Here is a 24,907-nt window from a genome sequence, read left to right as displayed (position 1 = left end):
CTCGGGCCCCGCGCCCGTGCCGCGTGCGCTTTCCGGAAGCCCGCCCGTCCCGCCAGGCCCGGCCGGGCATTCCGTAACGCCGGCATCCGGAAGATGCCCTGCGTCCGCACTCTAACGTGAGCGCCCGGGCAGCAGGTCGATTAGCTTGCGAATTACCTCAGGCGGCGCATTTCTCGTCTTACCCGGAAGCCTGAACGGCGCGAGCGCCCCGGACATCAGTTCGCAGGGGACAAACAAAAGGCGTCCCGTCCCCCGGAGAGGGAACGGGACGCCCGGCGTTTCCGTGCGGCCTCGGCGCTCACCGCCTGCCGCGGCGGTGACTCACCAGTCGCCGCGCGACGAGGACGACGAACCGGTGAACCTGCGTACCAGGTAGACGACTCCGGCGATCAGCGCCACGGCCAGCAGGACCTTGAAGAGCAGCCCGATGACGAATCCCACCACGCTGCCGATCAGCCCGCCGAAGACGACCACCAGGATGACGGGCACCGCGACCCACTTCACCCACCACGGAAGTCCCGCGAATATTTCCTTCACGGCCATTGCTCTGCCCCGCTTTCTGCGTCGACGCCCGGTCCGCCCGGCACCTGTCCGATCTCGCCCCTGCACCATCGATGCTAGGACGGCGCCCGGACACATGGGGGCTCCGCGGCCCCGGCCGTCCCCTGAACCGACCCCTACGGGATACGGAAGGCGCTCCTCACCTCCGAGGGGGAGGCCGGGGCCCCGTCAGCCCTCCGGCGGCGAGAAGATCACCATGACCCGCAGGTCCTCGGTGATGTGGTGGAACTTGTGCGGCACCCCGGCCGGTACGTACACCACGCTGCCCCGCGCGACCTGGGTCGTCTCCACCCCCACCGTGATCGACGCGCGCCCGCTCACCACCAGGTACACCTCGTCCTGGCCGTGCGGCGCCTGCGGATCGCTGCTGCCGGCGTCCAGCGCGTACAGCCCGGCGGACATGTTCCGCTCCCGCAGGAACTGCAGGTACGCGCCGTCGTTCGCGGCCCGTTCCGCCTCCAGTTCCTCCAGCCTGAACGCCTTCATCATCCGCGCACCCCTCACTGTCTCCGTCGTGTCTGCGACGATCCCACCATGAAGAATTTTCTGGTCAAGACGATCGCCAACGCCGCGGCACTCGCGGTGGCCATCTGGCTGCTCAGCGACATCACGCTGACCGGGTCCAGCACCGGCAACAAGGTGTGGACGCTGATCCTGGTGGCGCTGATCTTCGGCGTGGTCAACGTCGTCGTGAAGCCCGTGGTGAAGCTGCTCTCGTTCCCGCTGTTCATCCTCACGCTGGGCCTGATCACACTGGTGATCAACGCCTTGATGCTGCTGCTGACGTCGTGGCTCGCCGGGGTGCTCGACCTCGCCTTCCACGTCGACGGCTTCTGGACCGCGGTACTGGGCGGCCTGATCGTCTCGATCGTCTCCTGGGCGCTGCACGTGATCCTGCCGGACGAGGACTGATCCAGGCCCTGGCCCCGACCGCCCCGTCCCTCCGTACCCCTGGACTTCCCTTGCCCTCCTCCCCGCCCCTCCGCGTCTGCTTCGTCTGCACCGGCAACATATGCCGCTCCCCGATGGCCGAGGCCGTCTTCCGGGCCCGTCTCGAAGAGGCGGGCCTGGAGGACCAGGTCGTGGTCGACAGCGCCGGCACCGGCGGCTGGCACGAAGGTGACGACGCCGATCCGCGCACCCTGGCCGTCCTGCGGGAGGCCGGGTACGACCTGACGCACAGCGCCCGGCAGTTCCGCCCTGAGTGGTTCGAGCGACTGGACCTGATCATCGCGCTGGACTCCGGGCACCTTCGTGACCTGCGCGCGCTGGCCCCGTCGGAGGCAGCCGCGGCCAAGGTCCGACTGCTGCGCGCCTGCACCCTCCCGGAGGCCGTGACGCACGCCACGCCTGTCCTGGATCTGGACGTTCCCGACCCGTACTACGGCGGCATGTCAGGCTTCGAGGACTGCCTGGCCATGGTGGAGGACGCCACCGAGGACCTGCTCACGGTGGTCGGCGCCGAGCTGGCCGGGCGGGAAGAGCACCACGAGAAGGCGGAGAGCGCATGACAGGCGACAGCACCCGGGCCGTACGGGCCGGTCTCCCCGAGGCCGAGGCGTACGCCCCGGCCCTTCCCGGACCGGTCTTCGCGGCCCACTACCACCTGCCGGGCGACGCGGCCGGGCCGTACACCTACGGCCGCGAGTCCAACCCGACCTGGACCCTCCTCGAAGAGGCCGTCACCGAGCTGGAATCACCCGGCGAACCGGCGCACACCTCGGTCTTCGCCTCCGGCATGGCCGCGATCTCCGCCGTCCTCTTCTCCCAGGTCCGCACCGGCGACGTCGTCGTCCTGCCGAACGACTGCTACCAGCTGATGCCCGCCGTACGGGAGCGCCTGGAGAGTTACGGCGTCGAGGTCCGTACGGCCCCCACCGCCGGTGACGCCCAGCTCGACGTCCTGGAGGGCGCCAAGCTGCTGTGGATCGAGACGCCCTCCAACCCGGGCCTGGACGTCTGCGACATCCGCCGGCTCGCGGAGGCGGCGCACGCCCAGGGCACGCTCGTCGCCGTCGACAACACCCTCGCCACGCCGCTCGGCCAGCGTCCGCTGGAGCTCGGTGCCGACTTCTCCGTCGCCAGCGGCACGAAGGCGCTGACCGGCCACGGCGACATCCTGCTGGGTTACGTCACCACCCGCGACCGGGCACTCACCGACTCCGTACGGCAGTGGCGCAGGACGGTCGGCGCGATCCCCGGGCCGATGGAGGCCTGGCTCGCGCACCGGTCGCTGGCCACGCTCGCGCTGCGCGTGGAGCGGCAGGCGGCGGGCGCGCTGGCACTCGCCGAGGCGCTGCGCGACCGCCCCGAGATCACCGGGCTGCGTCATCCGGGGCTGCCGACCGACCCCTCGCACAAGGGCGCCGTGGCCCAGATGCGGCCGGGGCGCTTCGGCTGCGTCGTCTCCTTCGTGCTGCCGGACAAGGCACACGCGGAGCGCTTTCTGGCCGAACTGACGCTGGTGGACGACGCGACGAGTTTCGGCGGGGTACGGTCCACCGCCGAACGGCGCGGCCGCTGGGGCGGGGACGCCGTGCCGGACGGCTTCGTCCGCTTCTCCGTCGGCGCCGAGGACCCCGCGGACCTGGTCGCCGACGTACTGCGGGCGCTGGACCGGGCGGCCCGGGACTGACCCTGGTGACACAGGACTGACCCGGACGGCACACGGGTACTCGCGACGGGCCCGGCAGCGCGCCGGGCAGCCGCGCCGAACGGATCCTGCCGTACGCACAGCAGACGGTCCGAGCCTCCCCCTCTTGGCTCGGACCGCCCCCGGTTCAATGTGCAACGAACCGCTCAATCAAGGCTAGTTGACTCAGCGTCAGTGTCCAATCACGCTAGCGACACAGCCTCATCGACAAATTTATAGTTGGCTCGCGATCAGGCTTCCCAGGTGAAGGGGGTATGGATGGATCTGGCGCTGCTGCGCACCTTCGTCACCGTGCACCGGGCCGGTTCCTTCACCCGTGCCGCCGCCCTCCTCGGACTCTCCCAGCCCGCGGTGACCAGTCAGATAAGGACACTGGAGCGCCAGCTCGGCCGCCCGCTGTTCCTGCGCAGGCCGCGCGGGGTCACCCCCACCACCGTCGGCGACGAACTCGCCCACAAGATCGCCCCGCACCTCGACGCGCTCACCGAGATCACCGAAGCCGGTCTCGACGAGGAGTCCGTCACCCGCACCCTTCACTTAGCCGGGCCACCGGAATTCGCCGCCGAACGCGCCCTCCCCGCCCTCGCTCCCCTCATCGACCGCGGCCTCGCCGTCCGCACCTCCTTCGGCTCCGCCGAGGAACTGCTCACCGGACTCGCCGCCGGCCACCACGATCTCGCCGTCACCACCGCTCGCCCACGCGGCGGCCTGCTCACCGCGACGACTCTGTGCGACGAGGAACACGTCCTGGTCGCCGCGCCCCGCTGGGCGACACGGCTCGGCGGGCCCGCCACCCTCCAGGACCGCGGCCCCAAGGCGCTCGAACCCGTCCCCGTGGTCGAGGTCCACGAGAGCCTGCCGCTGGTCACCCGCTACTGGTCCGCCGTCTTCGACGCCCGGCCGACAGCCCCCGCCGCCGTGATAGCAGCCGACCTGCGCGCGGTGCTGGCCTGCGCGGCGGCCGGCGCCGGGCTCGCCGTCGTACCCCGCTACCTCGCGGCTCCGGCACTGGACCGCGGCGAGGTCGTGTCGCTGCTCGACCCGCCCGTGCCACCGCTGCGCACGTACTTCCTGGTCGTCCGTACCGGGACGCTCGCCCTGCCGCACATCGCCCGCGCGCACGAGTGGCTGCTGCGGGCCGCGACGGCGTGGTGAGCGGTGCGGAGCGACATCTTCCGAGGCTGCCCCCTGGTGCCCTGACACAAGGTCGGCACGGCGCCCGCACGCTCGGGGCCGGATGTCAGGCGTCCCGCAAGACGCGGGTTTCACCAGCCGTCGAAAGCGGCATCTGTCCCCTATGACCGTACGGCCAGTCGTCAAACGCACCGCCCGCGCGATCCTGCTCGACGGTGACGACCTCATCCTGATCAAGCGCACCAAGCCGGGACGGGCCCCGTACTGGATCACACCGGGCGGCGGTGTGGAACCCGAGGACGCCACTGTCATCGACGCCCTCCACCGGGAGGTGGACGAGGAGCTGGGCGCCAAGGTCAAGGACGTCGTCCCGGTCTTCGTCGACACGGTCGAGCACGTTACGGACGGCGGCGTGGACGGCGTGAAGGTCCAGCACTTCTTCGTCTGCCGGCTCGACTCCATGGACCTGTCCCGGCGGCACGGTCCCGAGGTGGAGGAGCCGTGCGGGGAGTACGAGATCGTGCGAGTGCCGTTCACGCGCGTCGGCATCGCGTCCGTCGAAGTCGTGCCGCTCTCACTGCGGCACTACCTCGACGGCAACATCGAGGGCGTCCGGGCGCTGCACGCACCTGACCTGGGCTGACGGTCCGGCCGTTTCACGTGAAACATGTCCCGTTTCACGTGAAACATGCGACCGCGTGCGAAACCGTCGCATTCACCATGCCGGACACGTTTTCATCGGTTCCTGTGTTTCACGTGAAACAACGGAATCGTGAAACAACGGAATTCCACCGGTCGGATCAGCCGAACCAGCCCCGGAACTCCCCTGAACCGGACGAGGCCCGCTGCTGCACGAGCGCGAGGACCCGTTCTGCCTCCTCCTGGAAGGACGAGGACTGAGCGGAACGGGTGTGCGCGGGCTCGGGAGCGGCCGGGCCCTGCGGGGGAGCCGGAGTCTCCCGCCGCCGGTAAGGAGCCCGGTCCGCCGCTTCGGCCGCCGCCCCGAAGAAGTCTCCGCCCTTGCGCTTGACGTCGTCCGTACCCCAGGCGCGCTCGCCACGCTCCTGCCGGGGCACCTTCTGCAGGTGCGGGATGTGCTTGGCGCAGTGGATGTACGCCTCCGTCACCTCGACCACCACCCACAGCTGGGCCCGCCGCCCGGGCACCGGATCGACCGGCAGATCGGGGTGGCGTACCCGCATCTCCTCGTCGGGGACGACCCACGCCCGCCCGTTGACGTGCAGGCCGATCCGGTCGCGCAGGAAGTCGACGAAGAGGATGCCCAGCTGCGGATTCTCGGAGATGTTGCCGAGCGAGGCCATGACGCCGTTGCCGCGGTACTCGGGGTAGACCAGCGTGCGCTCGTCGAGCACCCGCACGAATCCGGGCGGCCCGGCCCGGAAGGTCGAGTCGCACTCGCCGTGCCGGTCGGCGGTGGCCAGGAAGAACATCTCCTGGCGGCCGACGAACTCGCACATGCGGGCGTTGAGGTGGTCCAGCACCTGGTCGCGGTAGAAGCGGTCGGCACGGTCGACCGTCCCCATCTGCTGTTGCACGACGTGCTCACCGTCGCTGCCGGGCCGCTCGGCCGGCTCGGCCGGCTCGTACGCCGCCCAGCTGGGCGTCGGCCGCGCGGCGCGCTGCTGCTCGTACGCGTACCCGCCCGGGCCGGGCCGCTCATAGGCGTGCGGCCCCTGACCTGCCTGACCGTGGCCTGTCTGCTCGCCGGAGGCGTACCGCGCGATGTCCTGGGGTGGGCCCTGGACCGGATGGTGGGCCGGGTCGTGACCCGCGTGCCTGCCCCGGTGAACGCTCGGGTGCCCGTCCGCAGGCCGTCCCGCGTGCCCATCGGCGTACGGACCGGTGGCCCCGTCGAAGTACCGGTCGGCGAGCCCGTCGAGGTACCGGTCGGCCGAGCTGTCCGGGCGCTGGTCCGCGTACCCGCCCGCACGCCGGTCCGCGTATCCGTCCGCGTAGCCGCCCGGCTGCCGGCCCGTGCGGTCCTCCGGGTACGGGCCCGTGTGCTCGGCCTGGTGTCTCCAGCGGCTGCTGTCTTCGGTGCTCAAGAACTACTCCCCCGCCGCGACGAGCTCTTCGACGGCGTCGTGCCGGATGCGGTTCGAGGGGACGCCGACGCCGACCAGCGCGTCCACACCGCTGCGGATCATTCCGGGCGGTCCCGACACGTACGCGTCGTACTCGCCCCACGGCCCGTACTCCCGCACCGCGTCCGGCAGCCGCCCGCTGATGCTGTTGAGCGCGCCGCCGGACGGTCCGCTGGAGACCACCGGGCGCACGGACAGCCACGGGTGCGCCTGCTCCAGCCGCAGCATGGTCTCGATGTCGTAGAGGTCGTGATCGCTGCGGGCGCCGTAGAAGACCTCCACCGGACGCCGGCGGCCGTGCTCGGCGACGTCCTCGACCATGGCCTTGATGGGGGCGATGCCGGTGCCGCCGCCCAGACACAGCAGGCCGTTGTCGGTGGTGTGGTCGACGGTCATCGAGCCGCCCGGGGGACCGAGCCGGATTACGTCGCCCGGCCGCGCCCGGTGCACCAGCGCGCCGGAGACCCAGCCCGCCGGCACCGCCTTGACGTGGAAGGAGAGCAGACCGTCCGAGCGCGGCGCCGCGGCGAAGGAGTAGTGCCGCCACACCCGCGGCCACCATGGCGTCTCCACGCTGGTGTACTGCCCCGCGAGGAACGGGTACGGCTGATCGGGCCGCACGGTCACGATCGCGACGTCGGAGGTGCGCAGCTCGTGCGCGACCACCTCGGCGTCCCACCAGGCGGGTGCGACGGCCTCGTCCTCGGCCGCGGCGTCGATCATGATCTGCGAGATTTTGGTGTACGCACGGATCCAGGCGGCCTCGGCCTGGTCGTCCCAGCTGAGCGTGGCGTACCGGGCGAGCGCGCCGAGCAGGCACTCGCCGACGGCCGGGTAGTGCTCGGGCTGCGTGCCGTACTTGCGGTGGCCGCGCCCGAGGTGTGCCAGGAAGTCGGTGAGCGACGCGTCGTCGTCGACCCGCTGGGCGGCGGTCAGCAGGGCCTTGAAGAGCCGGTCACGCTGCTCGTCCATCGAGACCGGGAAGAGCTGGCGCAGATCCGGGTGACGGACGAAGAGCAGCGCGTAGAAGTACGAGGTGACCTGCTCGGCCACCGGCTCGATCTCCGCCATCGTGCGCCGGATGAGCAGCGCGTCGGCAGACGCCTCGGGCCCCGCGGGCCGTTGCGTGCGGAGCGACGCCTCCAGTGCGGACTCGGGCGCGGGCGGCGCCGCGACCGCGCGGCGGGGCGGGAGCGTGGCGGTGCGGCCGGATGCGGTGCGGTCGGCCGGCGGCGGCGCCGGAGACTCCACGGCCGCCGGGCCGGGAGACTGCGCGGACGTGTCCGCCGACTCCTCGTCCCCGCCCGGGTCATGCCCTTCCGGGGCCTCCGTGTGCCTCTCCGGTGACTTGGCGGGAGAGGGGGTGAACCAACTCCATGCGCCACTGTCACCGTCGGCGCCGTTACCGGCCGACGCGGTGGTCGGAGCGTCCATGGTCTGCCTCGCCTCGAACGGTCGGGGAACGTCTTCGCATTCTTGATCGGCAACCGCTAGCCGGGCAATACCCAAGAAAGCGGGGCAGCACCGACTGATGTCACATCCAACGCAGTTCCCGTCTCCGCACGCCTCCGCAGCATGTCAGCCCGCGCCCGCACGTCCGCGCGTACAGCCCGAAGTCCGGGTGGCGGCAAGCGCGTTACCGGTAGGCTGGCGGGCTCCGGGCGGGCGTCGGGACCTCCCACGACGCACCCGCCCGCTGAACCGGACTCGACCATACCGGCACCGGTCGAATCCACAAGTCCCGCTTCGCGGCGCCATACCGACACCCCGGTGAAGCCCTGGTGAGCTTACGGTGAAGCGGGCGGTGCTCCCACCCTCCGCTGTGCCCTACACCGCGTCACCGAGCGTCAGCGCGTACGCCTCCCGGAGGTCCCGGCCCCCGTACGCGAAGGTCGCGAGCTCACTGACGTGGTGGTCCGCGTTCACCGCCACGGACGCCGGAACGGCCGCGAACAGTTCCGTGTCGGAGCGGGAATCCCCGTATGCCACGCAGTCGGCCCGAGTCAGTCCGAACGACGCGCAGAGCTCGTCGGCGATCCGCACCTTCGCCCCGGCGGACAGGATCCCGGCCGGGTCCACCCGTTCCCGGAACGGCACCGCGGGCCAGCGCGAGCCGTACGCGGCATCGGCGCCCCAGCCCAGCAGCCGTTCCACGAAGAACGACGGCGACAGGGAGATCACCGCGCAGCGCTCCCCGCGCGCACGGATGTCGGCCCATACCTCACGGATGCCGGCCAGCCAGGGCGCGGCCTCGAAAGCGGCCGCGATATCGGCGTCGGTCAGCTCGGTCCACAGGTCGCAGGCCAGCTGGGCGAAGCGCGGCGGAGTCAGCTCGCCGGCCGCGAACGCGCGCTCCAGCTCGCCGGTCTCCCGCTCCAGCCCGAGCTGCCGGGCGATCTCCACGGCGGCGGCCGACCGGTAGAGCAGTGTCCCGTCCAGGTCGAAGAGATGCAGCTTGGCCATGGGGCGAGGGTAGGGGGCCGTGCCGTGAGTGGCCGGGCCGGGGGCAGGCCGTACTCGCCCGCGCGTACGGCCGCGGCCGGTTACTCCCGCCGTAGGTCGCGCCGCCGGGCACCCGGCGGAACGGTGGTGCCGTGCAGCAGCTCGGCCGGCCCGCACGCCGGACCACCCTCGTCGTCCACGTGATCGTCTCCGTCGGCCGGCTCGCCTCACGCTCGGCCTCCTGGCACTCGGCATCGCGGCGGCGACCGCCGGATCCGGGGTACCGCCGTCCCGGTGCGGAAGCCCTGGGGGCCGACGGCGTGCGGCCGCCGCCTGCGCGGAGAGCGCGGGCGGCGGCCGGAGAAGGCGGGCCGGGCGGCCGTGGGGGTGATCACCACAGGCGGGTTCGCCCCTGGAATGATCACCACAGGGGAATGATCACTCCAGGCCGGCGGCCTCGCGTGCGGCGGTGGCGATCCGGTGGTCCTGCTCGGGCGCGCCGCCGCCGAAACCGATCGCACCGATCAGCCGGCCGTCGCGGTGCAGCGGTACGCCGCCCGCGATGAACAGCAGCGGACGGTCGAGCGCGGTCGGCAGCGAGTGGAAGAGGCCGTCGGGGCGGACCAGGTCGACCAGGTCGGCGGTCGGCGCGTCCAGCTGCAGCGCGGTGTACGCCTTGCGGGTGCTGGTCTCACCGGAGATCAGCACGGCCTCGTCGTCCCGCCGGAAGCCGAGCAGGTGGCCGCCCGCGTCCAGGACGGTGACGCTGCCGCGTACGCCTTCGCCGTCGGCGGCCCGCCGCGCGGCCTCGACGAGGGCGTCGACGTCACCGGTGGTGAGCGGGCGCACGGTGGCGATGGTCTCGGTGGTGCTCATGGGGTGGTGCTCCTTTGGGGGGGGTGTTCTTCGGGGTCCGGAATCCCCGCAGGGATCTCCGAAGGGTGTTTCTGAGGTACTTCTGGGGACTGCTGCAGTCGGGATGAGTCGGTGCGGCTCCGGTTCCGGAGCGGGGCCGACGGCGTGGGCGGAGGTGCGGCCCCGCGGTCCACGCGGCGCCCCGGCTCACACCTGGGCAGGCTCCGCGGCGCTCTTCTCCGCCGTCGCGCTCGCGACGACCCGGCCGGTACCGCCGTCGGTCCCCAGGCCGAGCGGACGCCCGGCCTTCCGGTCGCGGCGCTCCAGCGCGGCCGACCAGAAGGCCAGGACCAGCGCGGATGCGGCGAGCAGCGCGCCGACCCAGTTCGGGGCCGTGACGCCGAGGCCAGCCGACATGACCATCCCGCCGAGCCAGGCGGCGATGGCGTTGCCGAGGTTGAAGGCGCCGATGTTGACGGCGGAGGCCAGCGTGGGCGCGTCCGCGGTCTGGTCCAGCACCCGCTTCTGCAGCGGCGGCACGGTCGCGAATCCGAAAGCGCCGATCAGCGGGATGGCGACGGCCGCGGCGACCTTGTCGTACGCGGTGAACGTGAAGGTGCCCAGCACGACGGCCAGCGCCGTGAGCGCCACGTACAGCATCGGCATCAGCGCGCGGTCGGCGAACTTACCGCCGATCAGGTTGCCGGCCACCATGCCGACGCCGAAGAGGACGAGCAGCCAGGTGACGGAGGAGTCCGCGTAACCGGCGGCCTCGGTCATCATCGGCGCGATGTAGGTGATCGCGGCGAAGACGCCGCCGAAGCCCAGCACGGTCATGGCCATGGCCAGCAGGACCTGCGGGTTGCGGAAGGCGGCCAGCTCCCGCCGGAGGTCGGTACCGGAGCCCCCGTCGCGTACGGGTTCGCGGCGGTCGGCCGGTACGAGGGCCGCAATGCCGAGCAGGCCGAGTACGCCGAGCGCGGCGACGATGAAGAAGGTCGCGCGCCATCCGATGCTCTGGCCGATGAAGGTGCCGGCGGGGACGCCTACGACGTTGGCGACGGTCAGTCCGGTGAACATCATCGCGATCGCGCCGGCCTTCTTGTGCGGTGCGACCAGGCCCGCGGCCACGATCGAGCCGATACCGAAGAACGCGCCGTGCGCGAGCGAGGCGATCACCCGGCCGGCGAGCATCACGCCGAAGACGGGGGCGACGGCCGAGACGAGATTGCCCGCGATGAACAGCCCCATCAGCAGCATCAGCATCCGCTTGCGCGAGACACGGGCGCCGAGGACGGCCAGGAGCGGGGCACCGACCACGACACCGAGCGCATAGCCGGTGGTCAGGAAGCCGGCGGTGGGGATGGAAACGCCGAAGTCAGCGGCGACCTGCGGCAGCAGTCCCATGATCACGAACTCGGTGGTGCCGATTCCGAAGGCGCCGATGGCCAGCGCCAGCAGTGCGAGAGGCATGACTGGGCCCTTCAAAACGTTGCAGAGGGAGATTGGGTGCGTTCACAATAATTGCATACGCGGGTTACTTGCAAGCGCTGGCTATTTCGCGGGTGGCCTACCCTGAGGAGTACGACCCAAAGGAGGGTTCTCATGACGCAGTGCCAGCAGACGGTCCGCGCACCCGGCCTCGCCCAGGGGTGGTGCGCGCTCTCCGCCCTGCACGGCCGGATCGAGTCGCACATCGAGCGCGCCCTGCAGGACGGGCACGACCTGAGCGTGCGCGAGTACTCCGTCCTGAACGTGCTCAGCGAGCAGCACGACGGAGTGGGTGGCCATCTGCGTATGCACCAGGTCGCCGACGCCGTCGTCCTCAGCCAGAGCGCGACGACGCGCCTGGTCACCCGGCTCGAGGAGCGCGGGCTGCTGTCCCGCTACCTGTGCCCCGACGACCGCCGCGGCATCTACACGAACGTCACCGAGCAGGGCCACCGGCTGCTGGAGGAGGCCCGCCCGACGCACGACGCCGCGCTGGCCGAGGCGCTGAGCGAGGCCGCCCGCCGCCCGGAGCTGGCGCCGCTGGTGGCCGCGGTGGAGGGCATGGCCACGGGAGCCGTACCGGCCGAGGCCTGATCCCGGGCGGTGCGCACCGCGCGACCCGGCGCGGTGCATGCACGGCACCCGACAGCCCGGCCGGGGCCGGTACAGGCCACGCGATCAAGAGTGGTACGCGCTACGTGCCGAACCCCTGGGACACGGGCCGCACACGGCATATGGTCGCGCGCATGAGCGATTTCAAGATCCGTCGGGCGACCGAGGCGGACCTCCCCGCCATCGTGGCGATGCTGGCCGACGACGCGCTGGGCGCCACCCGCGAGTCCCCCGGCGACCTGACTCCGTACCGTACGGCGTACGAGCGGCTGGCCGCTGACCCGAACCAGCACCTGGTCGTCGCCGAACGCGCCGGCCGCGTCGTGGGCACGCTCCAGCTCACCGTCATCCCGGGTCTCTCCCGGCGCGGAGCCACGCGGTCGGTCGTAGAGAGTGTGCGCGTCCACTCCGAGGAGCGGGGGAGCGGCCTGGGCACCCAGCTGATGGACTGGGCCGTGGAGGAGTCCCGCGCACTCGGCGTCCAGCTGGTCCAGCTGACCTCCGACGCGACCCGCGTGGACGCCCACAGGTTCTACGAGCGGATCGGCTTCGAGGCCTCCCACCTGGGCTTCAAGCGCCAGCTGTGACCTCGGCCGGCCCGTCGGCCGGGTCCGCCCCGGAATCGGCGGCGTCATCCGAACGCGCCGTGGCGTCACCCGAACGCGCCTTGGACCGGGTCCGGTGCGCCTTCTGCCGGCAGGCCCCGCCGCAGTAGCGGGCGGGCCGGCCGGTATGCGCCGTACGCACAGGTACGCCGCACTCTTCGCACGCAGTTTCGTTACCAACCGCCACTTCGAACGGCAGTTTCGTTACGTCCCTCCCGGCCCGGAGCCCGTCGCACATCAGCGCCGTCATACGGCCCGACGCACCGTCCGCCCCCTCCGGACCAGCGGCAGAATCGATTCCGCTTGCCGATTCACCCGAATCCGCGCGGGCTTCACCCGAACGGCGCACTTCCATGGCCATGCAGCCGGTCAACAGCACCCGGACATCGGCCAGTACCACGTCCTGACGCACCGCGCCGGCCTGCTGCGCCCTGTGCAGCAGCACTTCCAAGGCCGACCAGAATTCCCGCTCCAGTCCCGGCGCCACGGGGTGCGCACGGACCACCGCCGTACCTTCCAGCGCGGCACACATCGCCTTGTTCTGCGCGGCCACCCTGACCACCGAGGAAATGAAGCGGAAAAAGACCTCGCCCGGGTCCGGCACATCGGCCAAGTCCCGTGCCGTGTCGGTGAAAAGCCGCAGCCGGTCCGCGACCGTTGCCCTGAACAGCGCGTCCTTGGAAGGGAAATGACGGTAAACGGTGCCCGCCCCCACCCCCGCGCGCCGAGCGATCTCTCCAAGCGGAACGCTCAACCCGCGTTCCTCGAAGGCAGAACGGGCCGCTTGGAGCACCAGCGCCCGATTGCGCCGCGCGTCGGCACGCAATGCCGAGGTCTCCTTCTCCGGCATTCTCCGGCCTCCTCGAAAACGGCTGCACCACTGTCTCGGAAACCGCGCAGATAAACGGGCCGGACATTCCGATTCTACGGTCGCCACAAGCATGACCGACGACCTCGGCCACGGCGCGCCGCCGCAGAGGAGGCGGAATACGCCCGGCTCGGGTGATCACATAACCGGGTTGTTTCTTCCGTTTCCGAAGTGGCGTTCCGGGCTGCCCCCGAGCGCCCGACGAGGCCTGCCGGTCCCCGCGTCGGCCTGCGTCGACCCCGCGGACCTGCACCCGGCCGCCCAGCGGCACTGCCGAGGCGTCGCCGCTCCCTCTCAACTGGCCGATAACCTAGGGCATTTGAGGGTCGAGCGTTCCGCTTTCAGGTGAATTCACGCCGAACGTCTGCGCCGGAGCCAGGAGCCGCAACCGGCGAGCCGCGAGCCGCGCCGACCTGTCCCCGCACCCTTACGCTTCACCGCCGCGGCCCCTGAACATGACTGCCTCGGCCCCTGAACATGACTGTGGGGCTGTGTTCCACGTGAAACACAGCCCCACTCAGCTCATCTACCGCCCCACAGGGCCGATGGCCACCCGAATGGCCCAACCGGGCCGTAGACCGGCAGGAAACCGCCGCGGACGCCCGTGAAGGGTGATCAGCCCCCGATCACCGCGTCCCAGGCAGCTCCGGCCGCCTTCGCTGCGGCACCGGCGTCCGTCTCGACGCCCAGCGTGCGGAGCGCCTCGGCCAGCGCGGACAGCGCGGCGAGTACCACTCCCCGGTCCGCTGCCCGGCCGTAGTGGTTGAGGCGGATCATCTCCGCGGCCAACGCCCCGGCAGCGGCCTGCAGCGGCACCCCACCGTCCGCGGCCAGGGCGGCGGCCACGATCTCCCGGGCGTCCAGGCTCTCCGGCGCACGGAGCGTCGTCGCGGCCGGTGCGGCGTCCTCGTCCCGCAGGACGTACGGGTCCAGACCGCCCAGGGCTCGTACGCCCGCACGCGTCGCGGCTGCCGCCGCACGGTGACGCGTGATGACCGCGGCCGGCCCCTCGGCGTTCACGCGGTCCACGGCCTGCTCCAGCGCCAGCATCTCCAGCTGCGCCGGAGCGTGCGGCAGGGCCGTGCGGCCACCGTCGATCCAGCGGTCCTTCCAGTCCAGCAGCGAGAGGTAGGAACGGCGCGGGGCCTGCTCATTGGCGGCGATCCGCTCCCAGGCGCGGGCGCTGACCGATGCCACCGAGACCCCGGCAGGTCCCGCCAGCGCCTTCTGCCCACCGATCACACACAGATCGACGCCCCACTCGTCGGTACGCAGCGGCTCAGCGCCCACCGACGCGACCGCGTCCAGCATCAGCAGCGCGCCGTGCTCCCGCACGACAGCGCCGATCTCGGCGACGGGGTTGGTGTTGCCGGTGGCGGCCTCGGCGTGCACCAGGCTCACGAAGTCGATGGCGGGGTTCTCCCGCAGCGCCTCCGCGACCTGCTGCGGCGAGACCGCGCCGGTGAACGGCGCGCTGATCGTGACGACATCAGCGCCGCAGGACCGCAGCCAGCCGCCGAAGGTCTCGCCGTACGGTCCGGTGATGATGTTCAGCGCGGTGCTGCCGGGCCGTGCGGCCGAGCGGATGCACGCCTCCAGCGGCAGCAGCGCCTCACCCTGCATCGTCACGACGTCCGCTTCGGTACCCATCAGCGCGGCGACCTTGTCCTCGATCCGCGCGAAGTGCGCCGCGGTGAGCGGCGGCAGGTCGAGCAGCGCCGGGGCGTCGGAGTTCGCGGTCGCGGTCGCATCGTTCACGGCAGTCACAGTGGCCTTCCAGCGGTAGCGGGCCCGCACGACGGCGGATCCCGGCACTCCTGATATCTGGCTCGACTGTACGTCCGCCCCGCGGTCCCGCCTCCGGCGCCCGCTGCCCGGGTGCACGGCCTCGCCGACGCCTCCCCCGGCGTCCGTTCACCCCTCCGTGCGCCAGCCGCCCGCGTCGACACCGCCCGGCACGGGTGCCGACGGCTCGTACGGCGCGCGGGTGAACACGAACGTCCCCAGGTCCAGGTGGCTCACCGAACCGTCCCCGGCCCGCACCGCGCGCAGCGTCTCCCCCGCGTAGTACCCGTCCAGGCCCGTCCAGCTACCGTCCGGCTCCGGCCGGAACCGTGAGCTGCGGCCCCCTCCGGACACCGGGCTCAGCTCCAGCTCCCGATCCGCCCGCAGCCGCAGGACGAAAGGGCTCGCGCCCCAGTACCAGGGGCCGGTCAGTGCCAGCAGTTCCTCGTCCAGGGGCCCGGCCAGCGGCCGCCACGGAGCGGGGACGCTCAGCTCCCGCTCGGCCACGATCCGTACGAGATCGGCGGCGATGCCGCTCACGGCGGGGCCCGACGTGCAGTTGGCCAGCGCGAGACCACCGACTCCGTCGTCCGTACGAGTATCCGTACCGACCCACAGGGACGCCAGGAAGCCCGGCATGGAGCCGGTGTGTCCGGCCAGCACCCGGCCGTCGTCCGTCCGCAGCAGTTGCAGACCCAGGCCGTAGCCCATGCTCCCGTCGCCCTCCGCCGGCACAGCGGGCGTCCGCATCTCGGCGACGGTCGCCGCGCTCAGTACCCGGTCGTCGCCCTCGGCCAGGAACGCCGCCCACCGGCACAGGTCCGACGCCGTGGACCACAGCTGGCCCGCCGGGGCCATCAGGCCGGTGTCCTCGGCCGGTTCGGGCAGCAGCACGTCCGCCCACGGATGCACGGCCCAGCCCGCCGCATGCGGCGCCACCGGGTCCGGCGTCGTACGCGTCATCTCCAGCGGTTCCAGCACCTCGCGGCGCAGCACCTCGGCCCAGTGCTCTCCGTCGCGCAGCCGCTCGACGAGCGCGCCCAGCAGCGCGTACCCGGGGTTGGAGTAGTGGTACCGCCGGCCCGCGGGATGGCGGCGCGGCCGCTCACCGAAGATGTCGGCGGGACCCGGCCGCAGCCTGCCCGGCGTCCGCTCCCACCACGGGCCGCGTGCCTCGGCCGCCAGCCCCGCACTGTGGGCGAGCAGCTGCGCGACCGTTGCGTCCGGGACCGGAGTGTCCTTGAGGTGCTCACCGACCGGGTCGGCCAGCTCGAGCAGTCCTTCGTCGCGCAGCCGCATGACGAGCACCGCCACGAACGTCTTGGTGAGCGAGCCGATGCGGTACTGCATGTCGGCGTGCGGCATCGCGCCGTCCACCGTGCCCCGCAGGCCCAGCCACGCCGGCCGCCCGTCCCGGACGACCGCGCCCACCATCGACGGGGCCCGGCCCTCCGTCTGCCCCACGGCGAGCCGCCGCCACAGCTCCCGCCGAGTCGCCGGCAGCAGCTCCGTACTCCCGCGGTCCTCGTCCGTGGACACCACCACGCCATCCCGCTCCGTCATACCCTCATGCTCGCAGAGCACCACGGAACTTCCGTACCGCGCCCGGGGATTCGGCGAGGTCTGCCTCGCGGCCCGATCAGGTCTGGGCCATGTCCACGAAGCGCGAGTAGTGTCCCTGGAAGGCGACGGTGATGGTGGCGGTGGGGCCGTTACGGTGCTTGCCGACGATGATGTCCGCCTCGCCCGCTCTGGGGGACTCCTTCTCGTAGGCGTCCTCGCGGTGCAGCAGGATGACCATGTCGGCGTCCTGCTCGATGGAGCCCGACTCTCGGAGGTCGGAAACCTGCGGCTTCTTGTCCGTACGCTGCTCGGGGCCACGGTTCAGCTGGGAGAGCGCGATGACGGGCAGCTCCAGCTCCTTGGCCAGCAGCTTGAGGTTACGGGACATGTCCGAGACCTCCTGCTGACGGCTCTCGACGCGCTTGGAGCCGCCGGACTGCATCAGCTGCAGATAGTCGATGACCACCAGCTTCAGGTCCTGCCGCTGCTTGAGGCGGCGGCACTTGGCCCGGATCTCCATCATCGAGAGGTTCGGCGAGTCGTCGATGTAGAGCGGCGCGGCCGAGACGTCGGGCATCCGGCGGGCCAGCCGGGTCCAGTCCTCGTCCGTCATCGCGCCGGAGCGCATGTGATGCAGCGCCACCCGGGCCTCGGCGGACAGCAGACGCATGGCGATCTCGTTGCGCCCCATCTCGAGCGAGAAGATGACGCTCGGCATGTTGTGCTTGATCGAGCAGGCCCGGGCGAAGTCCAGCGCGAGCGTGGACTTACCCATCGCCGGACGGGCCGCGACGACGATCATCTGGCCGGGGTGCAGGCCGTTCGTCAGGGAGTCCAGGTCGGAGAAGCCGGTGGGGACGCCGGTCATCTGCCCCTGTCGGGAGCCGATCGCCTCGATCTCGTCGAGCGCACCCTCCATGATGTCGCCGAGCGGGAGGTAGTCCTCGCTGGTGCGCTGCTCGGTGACGGCGTAGATCTCCGCCTGCGCGCTGTTGACGATCTCGTCGACGTCGCCGTCGGCCGCGTATCCCATCTGCGTGATCTTCGTACCGGCCTCGACCAGCCGGCGCAGCACGGCACGCTCATGGACGATCTCGGCGTAGTACTCCGCGTTGGCCGCGGTCGGTACGGACTGCACGAGGGTGTGCAGGTACGAAGCGCCGCCCACCCGGGCGATCTCACCGCGCTTGGTCAGCTCGGCGGCGACGGTGATCGGGTCGGCGGGCTCACCCTTGGCGTACAGGTCGAGGATGGCCTGGTAGACCAGCTCGTGCGCCGGGCGGTAGAAGTCGTGGCCCTTGAGGACCTCCACCACGTCCGCGATGGCGTCCTTGGAGAGCAGCATGCCGCCCAGTACGGACTGCTCGGCGTCCAGGTCCTGCGGCGGGACCCGCTCGAATCCGCCGCCGGACCACGCACCACCGCTGTCCTCGCGGTCGAACCGGTCCTCACGGCCGCGTCCCTTGCCGTCGTTCCGGCGGGAGCGGGCGGGCAGCCGGTCGCCGGGGCCGGAGTCGGACCAGGGGTCCTCCATGGGCTCGGGCATGCTCACCACGCCACCTCCTCCCGTCCGCCACGCGGACCTTGCTGTGCCCTTCTTTCTTACGGCACGGCTCCGACAAACGAGTCACCCGACTCCGCTTACGGCGCGACGAGTTCGGATGAATCCAAGGACCGGCACGGGGAGGGGGCGCCGCACAACGGTAGGCCTGTGGGCACCGTCCGCCAATCTGGTTATCCACAGGCCATGTGGATGATCGCCCCCAACCTGTGGAGAACTCCCCGGATCCTGTGCACGGCGCGGGGGAAAGCGGTGTGGACAAACACACAATCACCTCTCCCTGACGCTTCTGACCTGCGGCTTTTTCATCCATAGCCTGTGGGGGAGAAAAACTTCGGCAACCTGTTCAAGATCGCGACAATCACCGCGGAGACGACCACTCCGCACAGCGGAAAGTAAGGAGCACAACCTATTTGTGTCTCTTACCTGTGGAAGATTAGATTGGGTGCATGACACAGGCTCCCGCGAAGCCCAGGCGCACCGCCCGCCGGCACGACCGCGAGATCATCGCACTCGCCCTCCCCGCGTTCGGCGCGCTCGTCGCGGAACCTCTCTTCGTCATGGTCGACAGTGCCGTCATCGGGCACCTCGGCACCCCGCAACTGGCCGGACTCGGTGTCGCCGCCGCTCTCCTCACGACCGCCGTCTCGGTCTTCGTCTTCCTCGCCTACGCCACCACCGCGGCCGTCGCCCGCCGGGTCGGCGCCGGCGATCTGTCCGCCGCCATCCGCCAGGGCATGGACGGCATCTGGCTCGCCCTCCTGCTGGGCGCCGCCGTGATCGCCGTCGTGCTGCCGACCGCGCCTTGGCTCGTCGATGTCTTCGGCGCGTCCGGCACCGCGGCTCCGTACGCCACCACCTACCTGCGGATCAGCGCCCTCGGCATTCCGGCGATGCTCGTCGTGCTCGCCGCCACCGGCGTCCTCCGTGGCCTGCAGGACACCAGAACCCCGCTGTACGTCGCCATCGGCGGTTTCTCGCTCAACGCCGTTCTCAACATCGGACTCGTCTACGGCGCCGGTCTGGGCATCGCCGGCTCCGCCTGGGGCACCGTCATCGCCCAGTGCGGCATGGCGGCCGTCTACCTCTCCGTCGTCGTACGCGGAGCACGACGGCACGGCGCCTCACTCCGCCCCGACACCGCCGGTATCCGCGCCTCCGCACAGGCCGGCGTGCCCCTGCTGGTCCGTACGCTCTCGCTGCGCGCCGTCCTGATGATCGCGACGGCGGTCGCCGCACGGCTCGGCGACGCCGACGTGGCCGCCCACCAGATCATCCTGACCCTGTGGTCGCTGCTGGCCTTCGCGCTGGACGCGATCGCCATCGCAGGCCAGGCCATCATCGGGCGCTATCTGGGCGCGGGCGACGTGGCCGGAGCCAAGGCCGCCTGTCGGCGCATGGTCGAGTGGGGCATCGCCTCCGGAGTGGTGCTCGGCGTCCTGGTCGCACTGGCCCGGCCACTGTTCATCCCGCTGTTCACCGCCGATCCGGCCGTGCAGGACGTCCTGCTGCCTGCCCTGCTGGTGGTCGCGGTGAGCCAGCCGGTCTCCGGCATCGTCTTCGTTCTCGACGGCGTGCTGATGGGGGCGGGGGACGGGCCGTACCTGGCCGGAGCGATGCTCGTCACGCTGGCGGTCTTCGCTCCGGTGGCCCTCGCCGTCCCGGCGCTGGGAGGCGGGCTGACCGCGCTGTGGTGGTCGATGGCGCTGATGATGACCGTCCGCATGGTGACCCTGTGGATCCGCACCCGATCGGGCCGCTGGATCGTGACGGGCGCCGCTCGCTGAGCGACCGGACGCGTCCGGCCTCCGTGGCCCGGCGGCCCACCGAACAGCCGTAGGGGCCGCATCCTCGGAAGGATGCGGCCCCTACGGTGTGACTCGCTCACCGTGCCGCGGTCAGCGGGCTGCTGCCCGCGGCCGGTGATCAGGCCGTGCGATCGGGCTGCACTCAGGCAGCGACGACCTCGACGCCGAGGTTGGCGACAACCTCGGGGTGCAGACGCACGGAGACCTGGTGCGCGCCCAGGGTCTTGATCGGCGAACCGACCTCCACGCGGCGCTTGTCCACGTCCGGGCCACCGGCAGCCTTGATCGCCGAGGCGATGTCGGCCTGGGTGACGGAGCCGAACAGGCGGCCGGCGTCGCCGGCACGGACGGCCAGCTTCACCTTGACGCCCTCGAGCTGACCCTTGACCTCGTTGGCCTGCTCGACCGACGCGATCTCGCGGATCTTACGACCGCGGCGGATCTGCTCGACGTCCTTCTCGCCGCCCTTGGTCCAGCGGATCGCGAAACCGCGCGGGACCAGGTAGTTACGGGCGTAACCGTCCCGGACGTCAACGACGTCGCCGGCGGTGCCGAGGCCGGAGACCTCGTGGGTGAGGATGATCTTCATGTTTCGGTCACCCTTCCCTTATCGCGCGGTGGAGGTGTAGGGCAGCAGCGCCATCTCACGGCTGTTCTTCACGGCCGTGGCGACGTCACGCTGGTGCTGGGTGCAGTTGCCGGTGACCCGGCGGGCACGGATCTTGCCGCGGTCGGAGATGAACTTCCGCAGCAGGTTCGTGTCCTTGTAGTCGACGTAGGAGATCTTCTCCTTGCAGAACACGCAAACCTTCTTCTTCGGCTTGCGAGCAGGCGGCTTCGCCATTGTCTCTCTCCAGTGAGTTTCAAGAAGTTTGTGCTGGCGCCCTCAGGCCGCCGGGCTCACGTTTCACGTGAAACGGCGTTTCACGTGAAACAGCCCCGCATGTACGTGCCGGACGTACGTGCCTAGAAGGGCGGCTCGTCCGAGTAGCCGCCGCCGGAGCCGCCGCCCCAGCCGCCACCGCCGCCACCCTGCTGGCCACCGCCCGCAGGAGCACCGGTCGCCCAGGGGTCGTCGGCGGGAGCCCCGCCGCCCTGCTGGCCGCCGCCGGGGCCGCCGCCCCAGCCGCCGCCACCGCCCTGGCCGCCGCCCTGCGGGCCGCCGCCGAAGCCGCCGCCCTGAGCACCCCGGCCGCTGGTCTTGGTGACCTTGGCCGTGGCATTGCGCAGGCTCGCGCCGACCTCGTCGACGTCGAGCTCGTAGACCGTGCGCTTCACGCCCTCGCGGTCCTCGTACGACCGCTGCTTGAGGCGGCCCTGCACGATCACGCGGGTGCCCCGCGTGAGGGACTCGGCGACGTTCTCCGCCGCCTGACGCCAGACCGAGCAGGTCAGGAACAGGCTCTCGCCGTCCTTCCACTCATTGGTCTGACGGTCGAAGGTGCGGGGAGTGGACGCGACGCGGAACTTCGCGACCGCCGCACCGGACGGGGTGAAGCGCAGCTCGGGGTCGTCGACAAGATTGCCGACGACCGTGATGACGGTCTCGCCTGCCATTAGGGGAACCTCTCGGCGGGTGTGCTGCTGGCTGCTGTGTTGCTACTCGGACCCGATGTCCGCTGAACGCTTACGCGGTCAGTGGGTCTCGGGACGGAGGACCTTGGTCCGGAGGACCGACTCGTTCAGGTTCATCTGACGGTCGAGCTCCTTGACGACGGCCGGCTCGGCCTGGAGGTCGATGACCGAGTAGATGCCCTCGGGCTTCTTGTTGATCTCGTACGAGAGACGACGACGGCCCCAGGTGTCGACCTTCTCGACCTTGCCGTTGCCCTCACGGACGACGGAAAGGAAGTTCTCGATCAGGGGGGAGACAGCGCGCTCCTCCAGATCGGGGTCGAGGATGACCATCACCTCGTAGTGACGCATGTGGAACCCACCTCCTTTGGACTCAGCGGCCACGGTCGTTCCGTGGCAGGAGGGTCGTGATGCGTTCCGCGCCCGGCCCGTACAGCGAATGCGGACAGACATGGGCGCAGACCGTACAGAGTACCCGCCGCAGGGCTTCCGGTTGAAATCAGGCCACGGATCCCCTCAATCTGGAACACAACGGGTGTGAGCGGCGTTACAGTGCGCCGCCCTGTCTACGGAGGTGCCGCATGGCACATGCAGTACAGCCCCAGAAGTCCCAGCAGCACGGCCTGCTCTCCGCGCTGAAGAGCGACGGCAAGGCACACCCCGTCGAGAACACCCTCGCCGTGGTGACCCTGGTGCTCGGCCTCATCGCCGTGATCTCCGCCGCCTTCACCCATCTGCACCTGCTCAGCTCCTGGGCAGGTCTGGTCGGCATCGTGACGGGGGCCTGGGGACAGTTCATCTCCGCGACCACCGGGGAGCGCTTCGTACTGATCATCGGTCTGGGCGCTGCGGCGCTCGGGTTCTTCCTCGGCATGGCACACGGCGGCCTCTTCGGGGGCGTACTGGGCTGACCGCACCGATGACGTACGGGCTCCTGCGCCCGTAGGCCCAGACGGGGTGCTCCCTTGGCGCAGTAGGCTTCGGCGCGAGAGCCGGAGCCCCGACCACGGGGACAAACCTGCCGAGGAGCGCCCCGCATGAGCCTGACCCTGAGGACCATCAGTCGAGAGCAGCATCTGGCATACATCCAGAGCCTGCCCGCGGCGAGTCACATGCAGGTCCCGGCCTGGGCCGACGTGAAGTCCGAGTGGCGCTCGGAGAACCTGGGCTGGTTCGACTCCGCCGGGCAGCTCGTCGGTGCCGGGCTGGTCCTCTACCGCCAGCTGCCCAAGATCAAGCGGTACCTCGCGTACCTGCCCGAGGGTCCCGTCATCAACTGGTACTCCCCGAACCTGGAGGACTGGCTGCGGCCGATGCTCGCGCATCTGAAGCAGCAGGGCGCCTTCTCCGTGAAGATGGGCCCGCCGGTCGTCATCCGCCGCTGGGACGCCGCCGCGATCAAGGCCGGCATCCAGGACCCCGACGTCAAGCGTCTGCGGGACGTGGAGGCCACCCACATCGAGCCGCGCGCCTTCGAGGTCGCCGACCGCCTGCGCCGGATGGGCTGGCAGCAGGGCGAGGACGGTGGCGCGGGCTTCGGTGACGTGCAGCCCCGCTACGTCTTCCAGGTGCCGCTGGAGAACCGCTCGCTGGAGGACGTCCACAAGGGCTTCAACCAGCTGTGGCGCCGCAACATCAAAAAGGCCGACAAGGCCGGCGTCGAGGTCGTCCAGGGCGGTTACGAGGACCTCGCCGAGTGGCAGCGGCTGTACGAGATCACCGCGGTGCGTGACCAGTTCCGCCCGCGGCCGCTGAGCTACTTCCAGCGCATGTGGACGGCCCTCAACAGCGAGGACCCCAACCGCATGCGGCTGTACTTCGCCCGCCACAACGGCGTGAACCTTTCCGCGGCGACGATGCTGGTCGTCGGTGGCCACGTCTGGTACTCCTATGGCGCGTCCGACAACATCGGCCGCGAGGTCCGCCCGTCCAACGCGATGCAGTGGCGGATGCTGCGGGACGCCTACGCGCTCGGCGCGACCGTCTACGACCTCCGCGGCATCAGCGACTCGCTGGACGAGTCGGATCATCTCTTCGGCCTGATCCAGTTCAAGGTCGGCACCGGCGGGCAGGCGGCGGAGTACCTGGGCGAGTGGGACTTCCCGCTGAACAAGCTCCTGCACAAGGCGCTGGACATCTACATGTCGCGGCGCTGACCGCTCGCCTGCGACGTTCCTGAAGATCCACGCACACAGCCACGAGAAAGGTTCACGGGCCGGCCATGGCGCTCACCCTCTATGTCGACACCGCGCGCTGGCGGGCGCACCAGCAGCAGGTGCTGCAGCAGTTCCCGGGCCTGGTCCCGGTCTGCAAAGGCAACGGCTACGGCTTCGGCCACGAGCGCCTCGCCGACGAGGCGACCCGCCTCGGCGCCGATCTGCTGGCGGTCGGCACCACCTACGAAGCGGCCCGCATCAAGGACTTCTTCAGCGGTGATCTGCTCGTCCTGACGCCGTTCCGGCACGGCGAGGAGCCGGTGCCGCTGCCGGACCGGGCGATCCGTTCGGTCTCGTCGGTCCAGGGTCTCGGCGGACTGGCCGGGGCACGGGTCGTGGTCGAGGTCATGAGCAGCATGAAGCGGCACGGCGTCACGCCGGAGGAGCTGCCGATGCTGGCCTCGGCGATCGAGAACGTACGGCTGGAGGGCTTCGCCATCCACCTGCCGCTGGACCGCACCGACGGCACCGACGCCGTCGACGAGGTCATCGGCTGGATGGACCGGCTGCGCACCGCGCGGCTGCCGCTGCACACCATGTTCGTCAGCCACCTCAAGGCCGAGGAGCTGCACCGGCTGCAGGCCCAGTTCCCGCAGACCCGCTTCCGGGCGCGGATCGGCACCCGCCTCTGGCTCGGCGACCACGACGCCACGGAGTACCGCGGCTCGGTCCTGGACGTCACCCGTGTGGCCAAGGGGGACCGCTTCGGCTACCGGCAGCAGAAGGCGGCGTCCGACGGCTACCTCGTCGTGGTGGCCGGCGGTACCTCGCACGGTGTCGGCCTGGAGTCGCCCAAGGCGCTGCACGGCGTGATGCCACGCGCCAAGGGCGTCGCGCGGGCGGGCCTGGCGACGGTGAACCGGAACCTTTCGCCGTACGTCTGGGGCGGTAAGCAGCGCTGGTTCGCGGAGCCGCCGCACATGCAGGTCTCGATCCTGTTCGTGCCGAGCGACGCGCCCGAGCCGAAGGTCGGCGAGGAACTGGTGGCCCACCTTCGGCACACGACCACCCAGTTCGACCGCATCGTGGACCGCTGACCGGCGGTTTCCCGGCGGCTCCGGCACCACGGGCCC

26 protein-coding genes are annotated in these 24,907 nt (G+C 70.9%); 11 read left to right on the top strand and 15 right to left on the bottom strand.

From position 1 onward, the window contains the following. Nucleotides 1-321: 321 nt before the first annotated feature. Both AAC944_RS19220 and AAC944_RS19215 read right to left on the bottom strand, forming a co-directional pair. Nucleotides 322-543 carry a DUF5326 family protein gene (locus AAC944_RS19220; RefSeq protein ID WP_078888583.1) on the bottom strand — a complete coding sequence of 74 codons (222 nt, stop codon included), beginning with the start codon at nt 541-543 and terminating at the stop codon, nt 322-324. A 186-nt stretch (nt 544-729) separates the two neighbouring features. Continuing rightward, nucleotides 730-1,047 (bottom strand): cupin domain-containing protein, encoded by a 318-nt coding sequence (locus AAC944_RS19215; protein ID WP_030615364.1) that lies wholly within the window; start codon nt 1,045-1,047, stop codon nt 730-732. A gap of 48 nt (nt 1,048-1,095) precedes the next feature. Between AAC944_RS19215 and AAC944_RS19210 the strand changes: the two genes are divergently transcribed. The 5 genes from AAC944_RS19210 to AAC944_RS19190 all read left to right on the top strand — a co-directional run bounded on the left by AAC944_RS19210 (nt 1,096) and on the right by AAC944_RS19190 (nt 4,991). Then, complete coding sequence (locus AAC944_RS19210) at nt 1,096-1,473, top strand: phage holin family protein (protein ID WP_030615361.1); 378 nt, start codon at nt 1,096-1,098, stop codon at nt 1,471-1,473. Between the two features lie 113 nt (nt 1,474-1,586). Further along, the gene (locus tag AAC944_RS19205) at nt 1,587-2,072 is read left to right on the top strand and encodes a low molecular weight protein-tyrosine-phosphatase (protein ID WP_051871841.1); all 486 of its coding nucleotides are present in this window, start codon (nt 1,587-1,589) and stop codon (nt 2,070-2,072) included. Further along, complete coding sequence (locus AAC944_RS19200) at nt 2,069-3,196, top strand: cystathionine gamma-lyase (protein ID WP_030615355.1); 1,128 nt, start codon at nt 2,069-2,071, stop codon at nt 3,194-3,196. Before AAC944_RS19205 ends, AAC944_RS19200 begins: the two co-directional genes overlap by 4 nt. 276 nt (nt 3,197-3,472) lie before the next feature. Then, on the top strand, nt 3,473-4,369 hold the full coding sequence (locus tag AAC944_RS19195; protein WP_030615353.1) for a LysR family transcriptional regulator: 897 nt from the start codon (nt 3,473-3,475) through the stop codon (nt 4,367-4,369). A gap of 142 nt (nt 4,370-4,511) precedes the next feature. Continuing rightward, nucleotides 4,512-4,991, top strand: coding sequence for an NUDIX domain-containing protein (locus AAC944_RS19190; protein ID WP_030615351.1), 480 nt, complete (start codon nt 4,512-4,514; stop codon nt 4,989-4,991). A gap of 157 nt (nt 4,992-5,148) precedes the next feature. Here AAC944_RS19190 and AAC944_RS19185 read toward each other — a convergent pair whose 3' ends face one another. From AAC944_RS19185 to AAC944_RS19165, 5 genes are all read right to left on the bottom strand, one after another. Further along, nucleotides 5,149-5,892 carry a pyridoxamine 5'-phosphate oxidase family protein gene (locus AAC944_RS19185; protein ID WP_051871838.1) on the bottom strand — a complete coding sequence of 248 codons (744 nt, stop codon included), beginning with the start codon at nt 5,890-5,892 and terminating at the stop codon, nt 5,149-5,151. Between the two features lie 525 nt (nt 5,893-6,417). Beyond that, nucleotides 6,418-7,887: a globin domain-containing protein gene (locus AAC944_RS19180; protein WP_078888582.1), complete on the bottom strand. Its 1,470-nt coding sequence runs from the start codon at nt 7,885-7,887 to the stop codon at nt 6,418-6,420. A gap of 393 nt (nt 7,888-8,280) precedes the next feature. Beyond that, nucleotides 8,281-8,916 carry an HAD family hydrolase gene (locus AAC944_RS19175; RefSeq protein ID WP_030615344.1) on the bottom strand — a complete coding sequence of 212 codons (636 nt, stop codon included), beginning with the start codon at nt 8,914-8,916 and terminating at the stop codon, nt 8,281-8,283. A gap of 417 nt (nt 8,917-9,333) precedes the next feature. Continuing rightward, nucleotides 9,334-9,771 (bottom strand): GlcG/HbpS family heme-binding protein, encoded by a 438-nt coding sequence (locus AAC944_RS19170; protein ID WP_030615340.1) that lies wholly within the window; start codon nt 9,769-9,771, stop codon nt 9,334-9,336. 186 nt (nt 9,772-9,957) lie between these two features. Further along, nucleotides 9,958-11,223 carry an MFS transporter gene (locus AAC944_RS19165; protein ID WP_030615336.1) on the bottom strand — a complete coding sequence of 422 codons (1,266 nt, stop codon included), beginning with the start codon at nt 11,221-11,223 and terminating at the stop codon, nt 9,958-9,960. A gap of 132 nt (nt 11,224-11,355) precedes the next feature. Between AAC944_RS19165 and AAC944_RS19160 the strand changes: the two genes are divergently transcribed. After that, entirely contained in the window at nt 11,356-11,835 is a 480-nt protein-coding gene (locus tag AAC944_RS19160) for a MarR family winged helix-turn-helix transcriptional regulator (protein WP_030615332.1), read from the top strand. Nucleotides 11,836-11,987: 152 nt separating this feature from the next. Beyond that, nucleotides 11,988-12,440 (top strand): GNAT family N-acetyltransferase, encoded by a 453-nt coding sequence (locus AAC944_RS19155; protein ID WP_030615329.1) that lies wholly within the window; start codon nt 11,988-11,990, stop codon nt 12,438-12,440. On the opposite strand, the gene AAC944_RS19150 is transcribed toward AAC944_RS19155, so the two are convergent. The 4 genes from AAC944_RS19150 to dnaB form a co-directional block, all read right to left on the bottom strand. Next, nucleotides 12,424-13,308, bottom strand: a complete 885-nt coding sequence (locus AAC944_RS19150) for a TetR/AcrR family transcriptional regulator (protein ID WP_063759952.1) — start codon at nt 13,306-13,308, stop codon at nt 12,424-12,426. The two genes, AAC944_RS19155 and AAC944_RS19150, sit on opposite strands and share 17 nt — an antisense overlap. Before the next feature lie 633 nt (nt 13,309-13,941). Continuing rightward, a complete protein-coding gene (locus AAC944_RS19145; protein WP_030615323.1) occupies nt 13,942-15,093 on the bottom strand; it encodes a pyridoxal-phosphate-dependent aminotransferase family protein in 1,152 nt (383 codons plus the stop codon). Nucleotides 15,094-15,240: 147 nt separating this feature from the next. Next, nucleotides 15,241-16,674, bottom strand: coding sequence for a serine hydrolase domain-containing protein (locus tag AAC944_RS19140; RefSeq protein ID WP_051871799.1), 1,434 nt, complete (start codon nt 16,672-16,674; stop codon nt 15,241-15,243). 76 nt (nt 16,675-16,750) lie between these two features. Beyond that, the gene (gene dnaB / locus AAC944_RS19135) at nt 16,751-18,220 is read right to left on the bottom strand and encodes a replicative DNA helicase (RefSeq protein ID WP_368397287.1); all 1,470 of its coding nucleotides are present in this window, start codon (nt 18,218-18,220) and stop codon (nt 16,751-16,753) included. A gap of 464 nt (nt 18,221-18,684) precedes the next feature. Here dnaB and AAC944_RS19130 point away from each other — a divergent pair, with 464 nt between their 5' ends. Continuing rightward, nucleotides 18,685-20,022, top strand: a complete 1,338-nt coding sequence (locus AAC944_RS19130; protein WP_030615314.1) for an MATE family efflux transporter — start codon at nt 18,685-18,687, stop codon at nt 20,020-20,022. Between the two features lie 163 nt (nt 20,023-20,185). Here the strand turns inward: AAC944_RS19130 and rplI are convergent, their stop codons facing one another. The 4 genes from rplI to rpsF all read right to left on the bottom strand — a co-directional run bounded on the left by rplI (nt 20,186) and on the right by rpsF (nt 21,969). Further along, nucleotides 20,186-20,632 carry a 50S ribosomal protein L9 gene (gene rplI, locus AAC944_RS19125; RefSeq protein WP_030615311.1) on the bottom strand — a complete coding sequence of 149 codons (447 nt, stop codon included), beginning with the start codon at nt 20,630-20,632 and terminating at the stop codon, nt 20,186-20,188. Between the two features lie 18 nt (nt 20,633-20,650). Then, nucleotides 20,651-20,887 carry a 30S ribosomal protein S18 gene (rpsR, locus tag AAC944_RS19120; protein ID WP_003978893.1) on the bottom strand — a complete coding sequence of 79 codons (237 nt, stop codon included), beginning with the start codon at nt 20,885-20,887 and terminating at the stop codon, nt 20,651-20,653. 122 nt (nt 20,888-21,009) lie between these two features. Continuing rightward, entirely contained in the window at nt 21,010-21,600 is a 591-nt protein-coding gene (locus AAC944_RS19115) for a single-stranded DNA-binding protein (protein WP_030615309.1), read from the bottom strand. Between the two features lie 78 nt (nt 21,601-21,678). Beyond that, entirely contained in the window at nt 21,679-21,969 is a 291-nt protein-coding gene (gene rpsF, locus AAC944_RS19110; protein ID WP_003978891.1) for a 30S ribosomal protein S6, read from the bottom strand. 230 nt (nt 21,970-22,199) lie between these two features. Here rpsF and AAC944_RS19105 point away from each other — a divergent pair, with 230 nt between their 5' ends. The 3 genes from AAC944_RS19105 (at nt 22,200) to AAC944_RS19095 (ending at nt 24,871) form a co-directional block, all read left to right on the top strand. Next, the gene (locus AAC944_RS19105; protein ID WP_030615305.1) at nt 22,200-22,529 is read left to right on the top strand and encodes a hypothetical protein; all 330 of its coding nucleotides are present in this window, start codon (nt 22,200-22,202) and stop codon (nt 22,527-22,529) included. Between the two features lie 126 nt (nt 22,530-22,655). Beyond that, complete coding sequence (locus AAC944_RS19100; RefSeq protein ID WP_030615302.1) at nt 22,656-23,774, top strand: lipid II:glycine glycyltransferase FemX; 1,119 nt, start codon at nt 22,656-22,658, stop codon at nt 23,772-23,774. Nucleotides 23,775-23,839: 65 nt separating this feature from the next. Beyond that, nucleotides 23,840-24,871: an alanine racemase gene (locus tag AAC944_RS19095; protein ID WP_030615299.1), complete on the top strand. Its 1,032-nt coding sequence runs from the start codon at nt 23,840-23,842 to the stop codon at nt 24,869-24,871. Nucleotides 24,872-24,907: the final 36 nt, after the last annotated feature.

Source organism: Streptomyces sclerotialus, from assembly GCF_040907265.1.
GTDB classification, from domain to species: Bacteria; Actinomycetota; Actinomycetes; order Streptomycetales; family Streptomycetaceae; genus Streptomyces; species Streptomyces sclerotialus.
Note: the sequence above shows the minus strand (reverse complement) of the source record. Positions and strands in the feature narration are given on the sequence as shown.

What these genes read in the sequence shown, in the direction of transcription:
- AAC944_RS19175 (WP_030615344.1), bottom strand. Translation starts at nt 8,916, where the DNA reads ATGGCCAAGCTGCATCTCTTCGACCTGGACGGGACACTGCTCTACCGG.
- AAC944_RS19165 (WP_030615336.1), bottom strand. Translation starts at nt 11,223, where the DNA reads ATGCCTCTCGCACTGCTGGCGCTGGCCATCGGCGCCTTCGGAATCGGC.
- rpsR (WP_003978893.1), bottom strand. Translation starts at nt 20,887, where the DNA reads ATGGCGAAGCCGCCTGCTCGCAAGCCGAAGAAGAAGGTTTGCGTGTTC.
- AAC944_RS19200 (WP_030615355.1), top strand. Translation starts at nt 2,069, where the DNA reads ATGACAGGCGACAGCACCCGGGCCGTACGGGCCGGTCTCCCCGAGGCC.
- AAC944_RS19115 (WP_030615309.1), bottom strand. Translation starts at nt 21,600, where the DNA reads ATGGCAGGCGAGACCGTCATCACGGTCGTCGGCAATCTTGTCGACGAC.
- AAC944_RS19170 (WP_030615340.1), bottom strand. Translation starts at nt 9,771, where the DNA reads ATGAGCACCACCGAGACCATCGCCACCGTGCGCCCGCTCACCACCGGT.
- AAC944_RS19150 (WP_063759952.1), bottom strand. Translation starts at nt 13,308, where the DNA reads ATGCCGGAGAAGGAGACCTCGGCATTGCGTGCCGACGCGCGGCGCAAT.
- AAC944_RS19095 (WP_030615299.1), top strand. Translation starts at nt 23,840, where the DNA reads ATGGCGCTCACCCTCTATGTCGACACCGCGCGCTGGCGGGCGCACCAG.
- AAC944_RS19185 (WP_051871838.1), bottom strand. Translation starts at nt 5,892, where the DNA reads ATGGGGACGGTCGACCGTGCCGACCGCTTCTACCGCGACCAGGTGCTG.
- AAC944_RS19220 (WP_078888583.1), bottom strand. Translation starts at nt 543, where the DNA reads ATGGCCGTGAAGGAAATATTCGCGGGACTTCCGTGGTGGGTGAAGTGG.
- AAC944_RS19155 (WP_030615329.1), top strand. Translation starts at nt 11,988, where the DNA reads ATGAGCGATTTCAAGATCCGTCGGGCGACCGAGGCGGACCTCCCCGCC.
- AAC944_RS19140 (WP_051871799.1), bottom strand. Translation starts at nt 16,674, where the DNA reads ATGACGGAGCGGGATGGCGTGGTGGTGTCCACGGACGAGGACCGCGGG.
- AAC944_RS19190 (WP_030615351.1), top strand. Translation starts at nt 4,512, where the DNA reads ATGACCGTACGGCCAGTCGTCAAACGCACCGCCCGCGCGATCCTGCTC.
- AAC944_RS19130 (WP_030615314.1), top strand. Translation starts at nt 18,685, where the DNA reads ATGACACAGGCTCCCGCGAAGCCCAGGCGCACCGCCCGCCGGCACGAC.
- rplI (WP_030615311.1), bottom strand. Translation starts at nt 20,632, where the DNA reads ATGAAGATCATCCTCACCCACGAGGTCTCCGGCCTCGGCACCGCCGGC.
- dnaB (WP_368397287.1), bottom strand. Translation starts at nt 18,220, where the DNA reads ATGCCCGAGCCCATGGAGGACCCCTGGTCCGACTCCGGCCCCGGCGAC.
- AAC944_RS19180 (WP_078888582.1), bottom strand. Translation starts at nt 7,887, where the DNA reads ATGGACGCTCCGACCACCGCGTCGGCCGGTAACGGCGCCGACGGTGAC.
- AAC944_RS19205 (WP_051871841.1), top strand. Translation starts at nt 1,587, where the DNA reads ATGGCCGAGGCCGTCTTCCGGGCCCGTCTCGAAGAGGCGGGCCTGGAG.
- rpsF (WP_003978891.1), bottom strand. Translation starts at nt 21,969, where the DNA reads ATGCGTCACTACGAGGTGATGGTCATCCTCGACCCCGATCTGGAGGAG.
- AAC944_RS19195 (WP_030615353.1), top strand. Translation starts at nt 3,473, where the DNA reads ATGGATCTGGCGCTGCTGCGCACCTTCGTCACCGTGCACCGGGCCGGT.
- AAC944_RS19210 (WP_030615361.1), top strand. Translation starts at nt 1,096, where the DNA reads ATGAAGAATTTTCTGGTCAAGACGATCGCCAACGCCGCGGCACTCGCG.
- AAC944_RS19160 (WP_030615332.1), top strand. Translation starts at nt 11,356, where the DNA reads ATGACGCAGTGCCAGCAGACGGTCCGCGCACCCGGCCTCGCCCAGGGG.
- AAC944_RS19105 (WP_030615305.1), top strand. Translation starts at nt 22,200, where the DNA reads ATGGCACATGCAGTACAGCCCCAGAAGTCCCAGCAGCACGGCCTGCTC.
- AAC944_RS19215 (WP_030615364.1), bottom strand. Translation starts at nt 1,047, where the DNA reads ATGAAGGCGTTCAGGCTGGAGGAACTGGAGGCGGAACGGGCCGCGAAC.
- AAC944_RS19100 (WP_030615302.1), top strand. Translation starts at nt 22,656, where the DNA reads ATGAGCCTGACCCTGAGGACCATCAGTCGAGAGCAGCATCTGGCATAC.